Annotated in this window: 11 protein-coding genes; 8 read left to right on the top strand and 3 right to left on the bottom strand. The window is 71.5% G+C overall.

The window, feature by feature from the left end:
- Positions 1-80 precede the first annotated feature (80 nt).
- Positions 81-1340, top strand: a complete 1260-nt coding sequence (locus ACMXN5_RS34250; protein WP_439678790.1) for a PP2C family protein-serine/threonine phosphatase — start codon at positions 81-83, stop codon at positions 1338-1340.
- A 38-nt stretch (positions 1341-1378) separates the two neighbouring features.
- On the opposite strand, the gene ACMXN5_RS34245 is transcribed toward ACMXN5_RS34250, so the two are convergent.
- Positions 1379-5119 carry an nSTAND1 domain-containing NTPase gene (locus ACMXN5_RS34245; RefSeq protein WP_439678789.1) on the bottom strand — a complete coding sequence of 1247 codons (3741 nt, stop codon included), beginning with the start codon at positions 5117-5119 and terminating at the stop codon, positions 1379-1381.
- Positions 5120-5507: 388 nt separating this feature from the next.
- On the opposite strand from ACMXN5_RS34245, the gene ACMXN5_RS34240 reads away from it, so the two are divergent.
- Positions 5508-6482 carry a helix-turn-helix domain-containing protein gene (locus tag ACMXN5_RS34240; protein WP_439678787.1) on the top strand — a complete coding sequence of 325 codons (975 nt, stop codon included), beginning with the start codon at positions 5508-5510 and terminating at the stop codon, positions 6480-6482.
- 55 nt (positions 6483-6537) lie between these two features.
- On the opposite strand, the gene ACMXN5_RS34235 is transcribed toward ACMXN5_RS34240, so the two are convergent.
- Positions 6538-7395 carry an alpha/beta fold hydrolase gene (locus tag ACMXN5_RS34235; RefSeq protein WP_439678786.1) on the bottom strand — a complete coding sequence of 286 codons (858 nt, stop codon included), beginning with the start codon at positions 7393-7395 and terminating at the stop codon, positions 6538-6540.
- Positions 7392-8108, bottom strand: coding sequence for a DUF899 domain-containing protein (locus ACMXN5_RS34230; protein WP_439678785.1), 717 nt, complete (start codon positions 8106-8108; stop codon positions 7392-7394). Before ACMXN5_RS34230 ends, ACMXN5_RS34235 begins: the two co-directional genes overlap by 4 nt.
- A gap of 301 nt (positions 8109-8409) precedes the next feature.
- Between ACMXN5_RS34230 and ACMXN5_RS34225 the strand changes: the two genes are divergently transcribed.
- From ACMXN5_RS34225 to metK, 6 genes are all read left to right on the top strand, one after another.
- Complete coding sequence (locus tag ACMXN5_RS34225; protein ID WP_439678784.1) at positions 8410-9435, top strand: C-terminal binding protein; 1026 nt, start codon at positions 8410-8412, stop codon at positions 9433-9435.
- A 98-nt stretch (positions 9436-9533) separates the two neighbouring features.
- Positions 9534-10730: a KamA family radical SAM protein gene (locus ACMXN5_RS34220; protein ID WP_439678783.1), complete on the top strand. Its 1197-nt coding sequence runs from the start codon at positions 9534-9536 to the stop codon at positions 10728-10730.
- A complete protein-coding gene (locus ACMXN5_RS34215; protein ID WP_439678781.1) occupies positions 10727-11947 on the top strand; it encodes an alanine racemase in 1221 nt (406 codons plus the stop codon). Before ACMXN5_RS34220 ends, ACMXN5_RS34215 begins: the two co-directional genes overlap by 4 nt.
- Positions 11948-11998: 51 nt before the next feature.
- On the top strand, positions 11999-13081 hold the full coding sequence (locus ACMXN5_RS34210; RefSeq protein WP_439678780.1) for an iron-containing redox enzyme family protein: 1083 nt from the start codon (positions 11999-12001) through the stop codon (positions 13079-13081).
- A gap of 35 nt (positions 13082-13116) precedes the next feature.
- Entirely contained in the window at positions 13117-14166 is a 1050-nt protein-coding gene (locus tag ACMXN5_RS34205) for a pyridoxal phosphate-dependent aminotransferase (protein ID WP_439678778.1), read from the top strand.
- Between the two features lie 169 nt (positions 14167-14335).
- Positions 14336-15511, top strand: a complete 1176-nt coding sequence (gene metK, locus ACMXN5_RS34200; protein ID WP_439678777.1) for a methionine adenosyltransferase — start codon at positions 14336-14338, stop codon at positions 15509-15511.
- Positions 15512-15581 lie beyond the last annotated feature (70 nt).

Below are 15581 nucleotides of genomic sequence, written 5' to 3'. Positions count from 1 at the left end.
TGCTCCGCGGTTTTGCAACCGCAAGATACCCTGAAGGTGCCAAAATGCTCATATGCAGAATAAGTAATATATAGGGCTTAATGCCCCTGGGTGGGATCGGTGTGAGACTGGGCGAGGAAGGGGTGGTCGTCGTGTCGGACACACCGCGCGTGTTCTCCGTTCCCGACGACGCCGTCGACGAGAATCGCCTGGAAAAGCTGCTCGTCGAGGCGCAGACCGCACTGCCGGTCGAGCTGCCCGCGCTGGCGAATCGGTGTGCCGACCTCCTCGGCCTGGACACCGCGTCGATCTACCTCGCCGACCTGCAGCAGCGTCTGCTCGTGCCACTCGACGAGGCCGCGGAGTCCTTGCGGGTGGACGGCACTTCGGCCGGATGGGCGTACCGCACGGTCTCCCCCCGGGTGGCCGAGGTCGACAACGGCCTGATCCTTTGGATGCCCCTGGTCGACGGCGCGGAGCGGCTGGGCGTACTGGCAGTACGGACCGCCGCGCTCGACGCGGTGCGCATGCGCCGCAGCCGGATGCTGGCCCATCTGCTCGCCATGCTGATCACCTCCAAGCGGGCCTACAGCGACTGGCTCGCCGCCCGTACCCGCACCCAGTCCATGGGCGCGCCCGCCGAGATGTTGCGGGCCTTCCTGCCCCCGCGCACGATCGGCAGCAGGCGCTGCGTGTCGACCGCGGTCCTGGAACCGGCGTACGACATCGCGGGCGACGCCTTCGACCATTCGGTGGTCAAGAACATCCTGCACACCATGATCCTGGACGCCATGGGTCACGATCTGACCGCCGGACTGACCTCGTCGGTCGCCATGGCGGCGGCGCGCAACGCCCGCCGAAACGGGGCCGAGCTGCCCGACATCGTCGGCTCCGTCGACCGGGCGCTCGCCCAATGGTTGCCCGACCACTTCTGCACCGGCGTGCTGTGTCGGCTCGACGCGGAGACCGGAGTGCTGCACTGGGTCAATTGTGGTCATCCTCCGCCGCTGCTGATCCGTGCCGAGCGGGTGCTCCCCGGGGCGCTGGACCGGCCCCCGCAACCGCCGATCGGCCTGGCCGGTTCGCTCGCCCCGGCGGCCCGGCAGGTGCACGAGGCGACCTTGGAACCGGGCGATTGTGTCCTGCTCTACACCGACGGCGTCGTGGAGGCCCGCGACGCGAACGGCGCGGAGTTCGGCCTCGACCGGTTCACCGACTTCATCATCAGCTCCTCCTCCGCGGGGCAGCGCCCGGAAGAGGTGTTGCGGCTGCTCATCCACGCCATCCTCGACTACCAGAGCAACCCGCTGCGCGACGACGCGACCATCCTGCTCTTCGAATGGAGTCCGCAGCCCCGGTGACGCGAAACGGCACGCCGGCGGCCACGACCGCGACCGGATCAGGGTCCCCCCGTCCCGCACGTGCGTCGGTAGGACCGCCCCGGGACCAGCTGCCGCCATTCCTCCCGGGTCAGGTCGCGGGCGAGCGTGGTGCACAGGTCGGTCGCCGTGCGGGTGGGGTCGGTGTCCCACAGGCGGACGACGCGGTCGTCGCCGCCGCTGGCCAAGGTGTGACCGTCGGGCCCGAAGGCCACGGTGCGGACCTGTCCGGTGTGACCCGTCAGGGTGGCCAGACGGGTGTGGTCGGCGACGTCCCAGATCATCACGGACGTGTCCGCGTTGGCCGTGGCCAGGACGCGGCCGTCGGGACTGAAGGTCAGCGAGATCGTGGCGCCGGCGGTGTTCAGGAGCGTGGCCCGCCGGGCCTGTCGGGCAGGGTCCCACAGCTGCACGGTCTGATCGATGCCGGCGGTGGCCAGCGTGCGGCCGTCGGGGCTGAAGGCCACCGCGCGCACCTGCCCGGTGTGTTCGGTGAGCACGGCCGTACGGACCCACCGGGTCGTATCCCACAGGGTGACGCGCCCGTCGTAGTTGGCCGTGGCCAGGGTGTGGCCGTCGGGGCTGAACGCGATCGCGTTGACGCCGCTGCCCTCCGTGCCGGTGTCCACGACGAGTCGGGTCAGGGGCGTGTGCCGCACGGCGTCCCGGACGATGACCGTCTTGTCGACGCTCGCGGTGGCGATCGTGCGGCCGTCCGGGCTGAAGGCCACGTCCGTCACCCGTTCGTCGTGGCCGATCAGCCGCACCGGCGGGGCGCCGCCCGCGAGGTCGAAGAGCGTGAGGACCTGTTCGTTGGGGTCGGGTGGTTGGGCGGGGCCGTTGGTGCTGTCCGGGGACACGCCCGCCACGGTGGCCAGGGTCCGGCCGTCGGGACTGAAGGCGACGCCCCGGATCGCGCTCGTCCCGGGGGCGAGTGCGCGGGGGCGGGAGCCGCGAGCGAGGTCCCACAGCAGTGTGGCCCGATCGGTGCCGCTCGTGGCCAGGGTGCGTCCGTCCGGGCTGAACGCGATGTCGTTGACCCGGTCCGAGTGGCCGTCGAGCGGACGCCTGGTGGGATCCCACAGGGAAACCGTGCCGCTTTCGCCCGCCGCGGCCAACCGGTCGCCACGCGGATGGAACGCGATCCCGTAGATGTTGGAGCCGTGCCCGACGAAGGTGGCCCCGAGGCTGTGCCGCGCCGTGTCCCACAGTTTGATCATGTGGTCCTGGCCGGCGCTCGCGAGCGTACGGCCGTCGGGGCTGAAGGCCACCGCCCTGACCTCCGCGTCGTGGCCGCGCAGGACGGCCACACTCGTGCCGCGGGCGATGTCCCACAGCTGCGCGGTGCGATCCTGGCTGCCGGTGGCCAGCAGCGTTCCGTCGGGGCTGAACACCACGGAGTCGACCGAGGCGGTATGGCCGGTCAACACGGTCAGCGGGGCGCCGTCCTCCGCGCGCCACAGCCGAGCCGTGCGGTCCGCGCCGGACGTGGCGATCGTGCGGCCGTCCGGGCTGAACTCCACCGCCCACACCCGGCTGGCGTGCCCGGTCAGCGTCAGCCGGCGCCGCCCGCTCTCCACGTCCCACACCGCGGTGGTGCCGTTGTCCCCGGCAGCCGCCACGGTGCGGCTGTCGGCGCCGAACGCGACGCCCTTGATCGAGGCCCCGTAGCCGGTCATGGTCGCGCGCGGCCTGCGCTGCGCCACATCCCACACCACCACCCGGCCGTCGTCCCCACCCGTGGCCATCGATTGCCCGTCCCGGCTGAAGGCCACCGCCCGCAACCAGCCCGGATGATCGGTCAGCGTCGCCAGGCGCACGCGGCGGACCGAATCCCACAGCACGACCTTCCCGTCCCGCCCGACACTGGCCAGGGTGCCGTCCGGGCTGTACGCGACCTCCGGCACCGCGTCGACGTGACCGGTCAACTCGGCCTGGTAGAAGCGGCGCGTGGACATGCTCAGCAGCGCGCCGCGCGCCTCGGCGGTATGCGCGGTGCGATACGCCTCCACGCTCAGCAGCATCGCCGTCCCGGGCCGGGAATCCGCCAGGTTCAGCGCCTGGGCGGCCAACTGGCGCGACAGCGCGGTGTCCCGGGACCGAAGCGCACTGCGGCGCTGCTCCACCGCCACCCCGCCGACGACCGTCACCGCGACCAGCAGCAGCGCCAAGCCCGCCGCGAGATAGCGCAGACGACGGGTGCGCCGGGCGGCCACGATGCGCTCGCGGTCCTCGGCGGCGATGCTCGCGGCCAGGAAGTCCCCTTCCAGCTCGGTCAGTTCGTCGCGATGCCGATCCCGCTCGGTCCACTCCCGAGCCACCGCCAGCCGGGTTCCCCGGTACAGCGTGCCCGGGTCGCGCGCGAAGTCGGCCCAGACGCCGGCCGCCTCCGTCAGTCGTCGGTGAGTGAGGATTCCCTCGCGGTCCTCGTCGATCCAGGCCCGCAGCCGGGGCCAGGCGGTGATCAGCGCCTCGTGGACAAGCTCGACGTTCTCCCCGTCGAGGGTGACCAGACGGGCCCGCACGAGCTGTTCGAGGATCGACGCGATGCCCTGCGCCGGCTCGGTCCCCGGCGCGGCCGCGCCCGTGCCGACGGCCTCCAACTCGGCCCGGGCGGCCGGGCGGCGAGTGTCCTGCGCTCCCTCGCCCGGTGTGATCAGCCGCAGCAACACCCGGCGGACCGACACGAGTTCCTCGGCCGAGAGCCGGGAGCACACCTGCTCCGCCGTGGCCGCGATCGCGCCGTGGACGCCACCCGCCGCCTCGTACGCCTCCACCGACAGGGTTCGGGCGCGACGCCTGCGCCAGATCTCCCGCATCACGTGCGACAGCAGCGGCAGTCCGCCCGGCTCGCCCTGCACCTCCTCCACCAGCCGTGCGGTCAGGGCCCGTTCGACGATCAGGCCGTGGGCCTGGGCGGGCCCGACGATGGCCTGACGCAACTCGGCGGGTGTCATGGGGCCCACCAGGAGGGTGGTTTCGCGCAACGCCTCGGCGAGTTTCCGGTGTTCGGCGCAGCGGCCGTAGAAGTCGGCGCGCACCGCGATGACGACGCGCACCCCGCCCTGGGGCCGGCGCACGGCCGCGATCAGGCCGTTCAGGAACTCGGTGCGTTCGGCCCGGTACCGGCAGAGCGTGAAGATCTCCTCGAACTGGTCGACGATTACGACGATGTCACCGGCGTGCCCGTCGCCGTGGCCGTCCCCATCGTCCCCGTCGTCGCCCCGAGGGGCGAACGCACCGAGCACGTCGGCGGGATGCGCCCCGGGGGTACGGATGCGGATCTCGGCGGGACGCCCGAACGGGGCCGCGCCGCCCGGGTCGCCGTCGGATTGCCGCAGTCGGGGTATCAACCCCGCGCGCAGCAGCGAGGACTTGCCGCTGCCCGAAGCCCCGACGAGCGCGGCCAGCCGATGGGTGCGCACCAGGTCGAGAACGTCGTCGATCAGTCGATCCCGGCCGAAGAACTGCTCCGAGTCCTCGGTTTCGAATCGGGCGAGGCCCGGATAGGGCGACGGGACGTCGTCGAGCGGTCGGGAATCCTCGTCCGCCGCCTCCTGCCATCGCCGCGTCCACGTGTCCGGATCCCCGCCGCACGCGGCCGCATAGGCCAGTGCGACCTTCAGGGTCGGCAACTGCTCGCCGGCCGCCGCACGGGACAGCACCGTGACCGAAACACCGGTTTGCCGGGACATCTCGCGATACGTGGGACCGCCCGCGTCGGCCCGTAATCGACGGAGTTCGTGTGCGAAACGCTGCACCGGCCCGGCATCCGGGTCCAGTGGTTTCTCCGGCCGTCCCGCCACCGGTTCCCCTCCCATGAGCGTCGCCGAAGGCACGCCGAATCCCACACCACCCGGAACGGTACCCGCGTGCCGCCGGCCCCGACCAGTAGCGAATTCGGCCGGATGCCGAAGATCACCGCAGGAAATCCATTGATCCCGACGATTGTTTCGGGCGCCCGACCTGCCTGCGCAACAATGCCCCGCCCCGAAGGCTTGGAGGTGTCCCCGGCGGCACGACCACCGGACCGCGCCGGGGCACGGACTTGTTCGACGCGAACGGGGGATCATGGAAACGGTGTTCGACCAAGAGGCGTTACCCCGGGGCGGCAACCCGGCCGCGGAGCCACCCGCCCACGGAGCGCGCGTGTCGATCGTGACCCGGGGCATCGTCCGGATGTCCGCGATCTCCCACGGGTCACGGGCATGCCGGCGCACACCGGCGGCGATCCGGCGCTCGGACCCCGAGGTGTACCTGCTCGCCCTGCTCCGCCACGGCCGTCAGGGCGTCGAACAGGCGCACAACCAAGCCTCGTTGGGACCCGGCGACCTCGTCCTGGTGGACAGCTCCCGTCCCTTCGACGCCGGTGCCGAGGCCCCGGACACGGCGTCCGGGTCGGTGGTGCTGCAGATCCCGAAACGACTGCTGCCCGTGCCGGAGTCCAAGGTCGCGCGACTGTTGGCGACCCCCCTGTGCGGCACGCGCGGAGTCGGCCGGCTCCTGGCCCGGTTCATGACCGATGTGGCCGACGAGGCCGCGCTCTACACACCCGAGGACCACGCCCGGCTGGGCCACATCGCGCTCGACCTGGCCGCGGCCGTGGTGGCCCACCACACCGACGGCGAGGGTGCGTCGGCGGCAGGCTCCTCGCAGCACGTGCTGTTCCTGCGGATCACCGCGTTCGTCGACCGTCACCTGCACGTACCGGAACTGAGCCCCGCGGCGATCGCGGCGGCCCACCGGATCTCGACCCGCTACCTGCAACGGATCTTCCGGACGCACGGCACGTCGCCGAGCGCCTACGTCCGCCACCGGCGCCTGGACCGCTGCCGACGGGACCTGGCCGACCCCGCCATGGCCCACCTGCCCGTGCACGCCGTCGCCGCCCGCTGGGGGTTCACCCGGCCCGCCGAGTTCAACCGGGCCTTCCGCACCGCCACGGGCATGCCCCCCGGCGCGTACCGCGCCGCCGCCGGGAGCAACGCCGAGGACGTCCCCACGATCGGCACGCGGCCGCGTCCGCCGACGCCCGTCGGCCCGCCGGGCTCGGGGTTTCGGTGCGGTGGGTCGCCCGCGCGGCCCGCGGTCGCGACCTGGCAGCGCAGGCCCCGAACGGCGTAGGCCGGGCGCGCGGGCGGCCTACGCCGTTCGGGCGGGCCTACGCGTTCGGGCGGGCCTACGCGCTCGGGCGGCCCTCGAAGACATCCGGCGCCGTCGGCGGCACGTCGTCGAGAAACGCGGTCACCATCGGCCCCAACACCGCCGACTCCCCGAAGATGCCGACATGCGACGTCGCGGGCAGGATCACCAGGCGCGCGGCCGGAACCCCTTGCAGCATCCCCGAGCCCGCCGCCTCCTCGTCGCCGCCACCGCGCAGCCGGAACATGGCCAGTGCGTGTTCCGGCCGCACGGCATCCGCGTCCCCGGCGATGACCATCGTCTTCGCGGCGATCGAGCGCATCTGCGCGTCGGTGATGTGCTGGTCGTCGATGCCCAAAACCTTCATCTTGGCGACGTAGGCGTCGAACGCCGCGGCGTCCGGCGTATGTTCGCGAAATGCCCGCTCGACGGGCGTACCGGCAAACGCCGAGGCGCCGAGGCCCTCGATGGCCTTCGACACCGACGGGTACCAGCCGTCCCGGCGACAGGTGGCCGACAGCGAGACCAATTTCCCGACGAGCGCCGGGTGCCGGAGGGCCAGTTGCAGCGCGACCCCGCCGCCCTGCGAGTAGCCCAGCACATCCGCGCGCTTGACCTTCAGCGCCCGCAGCAACGCCCCGGCGTCGTCGGCGAATCGCTCGTACGACATCGCGCGCGAGATGTCCGGGGTGCGGCCGTGCCCCTGCTGGTCGAAGACGATCACGGTGCGCCGATCGGCGAAGGTCGACACCCACGGCGCCATCGTCTCGGTGCCCATGAACCCGCCGGGGATGAGCAACAACGGAGGCGTCGCCGACGTGCCGAGTTCGCCGTGCACTTCGTGATAGAGGCTCAGACCGTTGATCGGCAGCCGGCCGGCGTGTGCCGGCTTCATCGCCCTTCCCTGTCGGCATCCGGGTTCGGGCCGTACAGCCGGGCGACATCGGGCGAGCCGAGCCACTTGGAGTAGGTGGGCGACTTCGGCCAACCCTCGGGCGAATCCTGCCATTCCTCCTGCCGACCCCACGGCAGGATGTCGATCAACGGGAAGGTGTGGCTGAGTTGTTCGGTACCGCGACCGGCGGTGTGCCAGGTGCGGTAGACCGTGTCGCCGTCGCGGAGGAACACGTTCACCGCGAAGCCCCCACCGGGCGGCGCGCCCACGTCGGCGCCGAACGAGCTTTCCGCCGACGAGTACCACGCCATCGTGTTGCCGACCTTGGCCCGATAGGCGAGCGCTTCGTCGATGGACCCTTGGGTCACGATGACGAAGCGGGCGTCGTAGTTGGCGAGGAAGTCGAGCCGCACATACTGCGACGTCAGTCCGGTACAGCCGCCGCACTGCCACTTTGCGCCCTCGGACCACATGTGGTGGTAGGTGATGAGCTGGGAGCGCCCGTCGAAGACGTCGACCAGCCGGATCGGGCCGTCCGGACCGATCAGCGTGTAGTCCGGGAGCTCGACCATCGGCAGCCTGCGGCGCTGTGCGGCGATGGCGTCGAGTTCGCGGGTGGCGGCTTTCTCCCGCGCCCGCAGGTCGTCGAGCGCGGCCTGCCACTCGTGCTGCTCGACGACCGGGGGCAGGGCGCCGGTGCTCTGGTCGGTCATGGTTCCTCCCGGGTCGGATGAAGCTGCTCTGAGGTGTGGACCGGAAACGTCGGCGGAACTCATCGGTGCGGGGCAGCCCGCGACATTGTCACGCTGTGTAGCGGTCGGCGCCGATCGGCCCCGGGTCGCGATCCCACCCGTCACGCCGGGGGTCGGGTATCGGCCATCCGTGCCGGAGCAATCGCACAAACGCCCTGTATGAAGCGAAGTGGCACAAGGCCGAAAAACAGCTGGTCCATCACGCGCCGTGTGGATTCAATTACTGCTCATGCCCCATCCGACTACGGAGAAAGGCTGAAGATTGACGACTCATCGCAGCGTCGATCCTCGACGGCAACCCTCGCCCGGCACGGATCCCCGGCCGTCGGTCGTGGTGCTGGACGCTCCGGGGGCGGGATACGCCGAGGGCGCCGAACTGGAAGGGGAGGTCATCGGCCCACACGCCGACGTGCGGCCGCTGATCGTACCGGCGCATCGACGTGACCTGCTCTTCGACATGGATGCCGACTACGTCATCCTGTGGCACCGGGTCGCCCTGGACGCCGAGTTCTTCGAGAAATCCGCCGGCTGCCGGGCCGTGGTCTGCGCCAGCGTCGGCTACGACCACGTCGACGTCGACGCCGCCCGGGCACACGGCGTCCCCGTCTACCACGTTCCCCACTACGGAACCGAGGAGGTCGCCGACCACACGCTGGCGCTCTTCCTCGCCCTGGAACGACGCCTCGGCGAGCTGCGCGACCATGTGGCGAACGGCGGATGGGACTGGCGGGCCATCGGCGACCCACGACGGCTGCGGGGACTGGTCTGGGGAGTGGTGGGTCTCGGACGCATCGGGCTCGCGGTGGCCCGGCGGGCCGAGGCGTTCGGGCTCCGGGTCGTGTTCTTCGACCCGTACAACCATCCCGGGATCGAGAAGGCGCTCGCCGTGGAGCGGCGCCACGACCTGGACCGACTGCTCGCCGAATCCGACGTCGTCAGCCTGCACGTACCGCTGACCGCGGACACCCGCCATCTGCTGAACGCCGACCGACTGCACCGCATGCGGCGACGGTCCGTCCTGATCAACACCGCTCGCGGCGGGCTGATCGACCTCTCGGCCCTGGAAGGCGCGCTGGCCGAGGAGCGACCCGCGCGGGTGGGCCTGGACGTCGTCGACGGTGAGCCGGACATCCCCCACTGGCTGCGGAACCACCCCAGGGCCCTGATCAGCCCCCATGCGGCGTTCTACTCCTCCTCGTCCCTCACGGAACTGCGCACGCGTGCCGCCGAAGCCGTTCGCCAGATGATCGGAGGGGAGCCGATCACCTCGGCTGTCCCGGTGTCATGAGCCACGCCTGAGCCACGCCTGAGCCACGCAGCCACGCATGAGCAACACCCGAGCAACGCCCGACCCCATGCGCGTCACTCCACTCCGAGGAGAGCAGGATGACCACCGACGCAGTCCGGTGCGCCGAGGACGGGGAGTCCACCCCGGACGGCGAATGGACCGACTGGAAGTGGCAGCAGCGCAACGCGATCCGCACGGCCGGACAGTTCCGGACGCGTTTTCCCGGGTGCGACCAGGAGATCCTGGATCGCATCACCCGGCACAACCTCTCCAGGCGTTTCCAGGTGACGCCCTACTACCTGAGCCTGGTCGCCACCGACCCGACCACGGGCGGACCGGCGCTCGACGACCCGCTGTGGAAGCAGGTCGCCCCGCAGCGGTTCGGCGGCGGCGACGACGAACCGTACGCCTACGACGGCAAGACCGAGAACTGGGAACTCCCGCACGAGATGGTCACGCCCATCGCGCAGCACAAGTACGACAACCGCCTGATCCTGCGGTACGCGAACGTATGTCATGCCTACTGCCAGTTCTGTTACGAGGCGCTGCGCACGCTCGACAAGGACTCCGCGAAGGCGAGCTTCGACCGCGACCACTGGCGGGCCACCCTGGACTACCTACGCGCGCACCCGCAGGTCGAGGAGATCATCCTGAGCGGGGGCGAGCCGCTCATGCACGCCAACGGCCAGATCGACCAGGTGCTGGGTGAGGTGTCGGCCGCCCGGCCCGATCTGCTGGTGCGCTTCCACACCCGGGCCCTGACGTTCAACCCCTACCGGATCGACGAGGAACTCGCCGCGATCCTGGCCCGGCACGGCGTCGTCTCGATCGGGCTGCACGTCACCCACCCCAGGGAGCTGACGCCGGAATTCGACGTCGCGGTCAAGAGGTTGCAGGCGGGGGTGCCCATCATCTTCGCGAACGTCCCGCTCCTCGGCGGTGTCAACGACTCCCCGGAGACGATGCGGGAGTTGTGCATGGGCCTGTATCGACGGGGTGTGCACGCGGGCTACCTCTACCACTTCATGCCGCACAGCCCCGAGTCCGAGTGTTTCCGCATCCCGGTGCAGCGCGGGGTGGAGATCATGCGGTCGCTCAAACGCCGGATCTCCAACCCCGCCGTCCCCGAGTACGTACTGCCGCACGCCACGGGCAAGTACACGGTTCCGCTGGTGGACGTCGGCTCCACCGACGGCCTGCCCCGACACGTCCTGGACGACGAGGGTTTTCGGGTGTTGGAAATGGTCAACTGGCAGGGGGACCATGTGCGTTATCCCGACCCGGAGGTGGTGTGACGGCGATCCGCCGGCGCGAGCGCGTCGCCTCCCTGGCCGCCGCCCGGCTGGAGAAGACCGTGTCCGCCGACGCGGTGCGGCACAACCTCGAGGTGCTGCGCGCGGCGGCCGGGGGCCGGCGCGTCATGGCCGTGGTCAAGGGCGACGCGTACGGGTTCGGCGCACCCGACCTCGCCCGCCTGCTGGTCGACGCGCGGGTGGACGCGCTGGCCGTGGACACGGTCGCCCAGGGGGCCGAGCTTCGGGACGTCGGCATCGAGGTCCCGATCCTGGTGATGGACGTGGACGTCGCGGACAACGCCGCCGCGTGCGCGCGCCATCGGCTCATGCCGGCGGTCGCCACGGCGGAGCAGGTCCGGCGCCACGGCACGGTGCTGCGGGATCGGGGCGGCGCGCCGGGCGACGTGTGGCTGCGGACCAATATCGGGTTCAACCGGTTCGGGCCGCGCGAGGACGAGGGGTTCGGTGCAGTGCTGGACGCGCTGCATGAGGCACGTGCCGCCGTGCGGCCGGCCGGGGTGTTCGCCCACCTGTCCAGCGCCGGTCGGGACGAGGGGGAGACCGCGGCGCAGGCCGATGCGTTCCGGGCCCGGCTGGCCTCGGCCCGCGCCGTGCTGGGGCCCGGGTTGGCGGCCTCGCTCGCGGCGACGCACGGACTGCTGCACCCCGACGCGTTGCGGGGGACGGACTGGGTGCGGCCGGGGCTCGGACTGTACGGGCTGTTCCAGGCCGACGATCGGGTACGCGCCGCCCCGGCGGGTGCGCGTCTCGATCGGCTCCGGCCCGCGGTCTCCGTACGCGCCCGGGTCCTGGACGTGGTCACCGTGACCCGCTCGGAGGGGCTCGGATACGACCGGTCCGCGCCCGTCGCCCCCGGCCGGCGCCTGGGCTCGGTCGCCATCGGCTTCTCGCACGGGCTGGCCGGATCGGCTGCCGCGCCGCGCGGACTGCTGCGCGGGCGAAGTTGCGCCATGGTCGGCCGGCCCGGCATGGACTGCACCCAGTTCGACGTGACGGACGTGCCCGGCGCCCGCCCGGGGGACTGGATGACGTTCATCGGGCCGGAGCACGACGGCGGCGCGCCGGCGCGCACCGCTCAGGATCTCGGCGCGGAGTTGGGGCTGAGCCTGTACGAACTCCTTGCGACCCTGCGCATGCCCGTGCGCGTCGAGGATTCCCGGCCGAGCCGAGACGGCATCGAAGCTTTCGAGGACTGACCACCGCCCCCGTAGCGAACGTGGAGGACAAACATGGTCGAGGACCCGGGTATGGAACGGATTCCGCCGCGCGAAGGCGTCCGGCGACCGGCCGCGGACGTTCCGGAGGGCTCGGTGGAGAGCCTGCTCAACGCCGCCCTGGACGGCCCGGTCGAACCGCTCGAACTCGACGCCGGTCACCGCCGCCTGCTGGCCGCACTCGGCGAAGCCCAGGAGCGCGGGCGCACCCACGGCGACGCGGCGGCCCTGCTCGACGTACACCGCAGCGCGTACACCGTGTACGAGGGGCTGCTCGGCCACCCGCTGGGCATCGCCGTGCACGAACGCACCGCCTGGTTCAACGCGTTCCGCCACCTGTACGAGGACGAGGTGCTGCGTGCGGACACCGCCGAGATCCGGGACCGGCTGCCGTCCCCGCAGGACGCCGGCAGTCCCGACTTCGTGCGGGACTGGTTCGTCACCGAGGCCAAGGAACGCAACGAACTCGACCGCCTCGTGGAGACCTGCCTGGAAGAGCGGGCCACGATCGACCAGTTGGCCCTGTTCATCCGGGCCGACGGGTATCTCAACTACCGCTTCTTCGACGCGCTGGTCCTGGCCCAGCCGCACTTCATGGAGACGGTCAAGCACGAGATCAGCCGTCATCTGTGGGACGAGTGCGGCGCGGGCGAACGACACCGGGCGCACACCCTCCAGTTCACCCGCAGCCTGCAGACCCTCGGACTGACCCTGCCGACCGTGCCGCCGTGGGAGGACTGGCGTCCCTACGCCGGGCACAACCTGTACTTCGTGCTGGCCTGCAACCGCCGGAACCACTTCAAGGCGCTGGGCAGCCTGGCCATGCCGGAACTGTTCGACGTGGACCGCGACGCCTCGGTGATCCGCGGCCTGGAACGGCACGGCTACGGCGCGGCCGAGGACTTCGAGTTCTTCCACAACCACGTGGAGGGCGACGCGGAGCACGGGCCCGAGTGGCTGGACGGTGTCGTACTGCCGATCGTCGAGGCCGAACCCGAGGCCGGCATCGAGCTGATCACGGGCGGAGCGCTTCGGATGCTCGCCATGCGCCGATACAACGAGTACCTCGCCACACTGCTCGGGGTGGGGCGGCCGGCCGCCGAGCCGAACCCGTGAGCCCGGCGGCGGAGAATCCGTTTCCGTCGCTGGAGATGACGGAACGGGCCACGGGTCTGCGCGCCCGCGAACGATTGAGCACCAACGAGAACGAGTTCGGTCCGTCGGCCGAGGTGATCCGGGCGATCCACACCGCGGCCGCAGAGGCGCACCGGTATCCCGACTGCGAGCACTTCGCGCTGCGCGAACGGCTGGCCGCGGGGCTGCGGACCGGCCGGGACACCGTCATGGTGGGCCCGGGTGTGGACGGGCTGCTCGCCATGACGACGCGGGGATTCCTCGGCGCCGGCCGGACGGCGGTGACCAGCGAGTCCACCTATCCGACGTTCGGCTACTTCGCCCGGGCCGCCGGATCCGACGTGCACACGGTGCCCTACCGGGCGGACGCGCCCGATCTGGGGGCGCTGGCGCGGCGCGCGCACGAGTGCCGTGCCGATGTCGTCTACCTCGCGGATCCCGACAACCCGGGCGGCGGTTCGCACGGCGCGGCGGCGGTGCTGGCCCTGGCCCGGGCTCTGCCGGCGGCGACGCTGCTCGTGGTCGACGGCGCCTACGCCGAGTACCAGAGTCCGGCCGAGCGGTTGAGCGCCCGACAGGTCACGGGCACCCGGATGTTGTGGCTGCGGACGTTCTCCAAGGCGCACGCCCTGGCCGGGCTGCGGATCGGGTACGCGGTCGGGGACCGGTCGCTGCTCGACGCTCTGGCCCGCGGCGCCGAGCACTACGTGGTGGGCCGGGTGGCCGAGGCGGCGGCGCTGGCCTCGCTCGGCGCCGAGGCGCACCTGGCGCGCGTGGTCGAGCAGACCGCGGAGGGGCGAGCGCATTACACGGCCGCCCTGGGCCGACTGGGCCTGAGCGTACTGCCCGGAACGACCAATTTCGTCACCGTGCGGCCGGCCGATCCGGCGACGGGCGAGCACCTCGCCGAAGCGCTCGCGGCGCGGGGGATCTTCGTCCGGTACCTGAAGGTTCCGGACCTGGCGGGCTGCCTGCGAATCACCATCGGGCCGGCCGGTCAGCGGGCGCGGGTGCTGGATGCGATCGCGCGGTGTTTGGAGGGGCGGATTGCGGCGGCTGCCCCCTAGGGCGAACGGCCTTTCCCGAACCGCTTTTTGCGCGCGGCCCTCTTGGAATCGTTCCCTGCGAACGGCGTTTTCGGCACAGTCCTCTCGGAACAGCCCCCTGCGAACGGCGTTTTCGGCACAGCCCTCCCCGAACAGCCCTCCCCGAACAGCCCTCTGCGAAGGAGAACCCGTGCCCCTGTCATCCTCCGAACCGGCGGCGGCGCAGATCGCCGAATCGGTCTGCCCCGGCCACCCGGACAAGGTCGCCGACCAGGTGTCGGACAGCGTGCTGGACGCGTACGTCGCCGCGGACCCGCGCGCCCGCGTCAACTGCGAAGTACTGGTCACCCGGGGCGTCGTGGTGGTCACCGGACAGATCACCTCCACCGCCGACGTGGACGTCGAGGCCGTGGTCCGCGGCGTGCTGGCGGACGTCGGCTACCACGAGCCGGCGCGGCACGGCCTGAGCGCGAACACCAGTGGGATACAGCTGTTGCTGGACCGCCAGTCACCCGAGATCGCCCACCGCGTCGACCTGGGCGGGGCGGGCGACTCGGGCATCGTCTACGGCTACGCGACCGACGAGACGCCCGAACACATGCCACTGGGCTGCGTTCTCGCGCACGACATCGCACGCCGGGTCGCCGGCACGCGCGACGACGACGGCGCCCGGCTCCTGGGGCCGGACGGCAAGGTCCAGGTCCAGTTGACCGGCGACCCGGCGACCGGCGGGGAGGGAACGCTGCGAGCCGTGGTCGTGGTCTCGGCGCAACACCCGCAGGCGCTCTCTTTGGACGACCTGACCGAGACGGTGACCGAAAAGCTCGTCGTGCCCGCGTTGCGCGATCGCGGTGTGCGTCCGGATCGGGTCTATGTGAACCCGGCGGGCACGTTCGTGGTGGGCGGTCCGTCCGCCGATGCCGGGCTCACGGGGCGCAAACTCATGGTGGACTCCTACGGCGGCCTGGTGCGACACGGCGGTGGCTGCTGCTCGGGCAAGGACGCCACCAAGGTCGATCGTTCGGGCGCCTACGTGGCCAGATACCTGGCGACCAACCTGGTCGCGGCGGGACTGGCCCGGCGCTGCCGGGTCGGGCTCGGGTACGCCATCGGTTATCCCACACCCGTATGGGTGAACGTGGATTTCGCCGGCACCGGCGACGTGGACGCGGCGGAGGTGGCCGAGGCGCTGCCGGCCCTCGTGGACCTGCGGGTGGAGGCGGTGATCGAACGCCTGGAACTGCGCACGGCACGATTCCGGCCGACCGCCACCTACGGCCACTACGGCCGTCCCGACCAGGACTTCCCCTGGGACCGGACGGGATTGGTACCCGAGATACGGGAGCGTTTCGACCGCACCGGATGACGCGACCGGTGGTCGGTGGTCGCCGTACGACGACCCGGGTGGCCGGGTACTGCGGTCGGGTGTATGTCCG

This window comes from Embleya australiensis (genome assembly GCF_051903075.1).
Taxonomy (GTDB): domain Bacteria; phylum Actinomycetota; class Actinomycetes; order Streptomycetales; family Streptomycetaceae; genus Embleya.
Note: the sequence above shows the minus strand (reverse complement) of the source record. Positions and strands in the feature narration are given on the sequence as shown.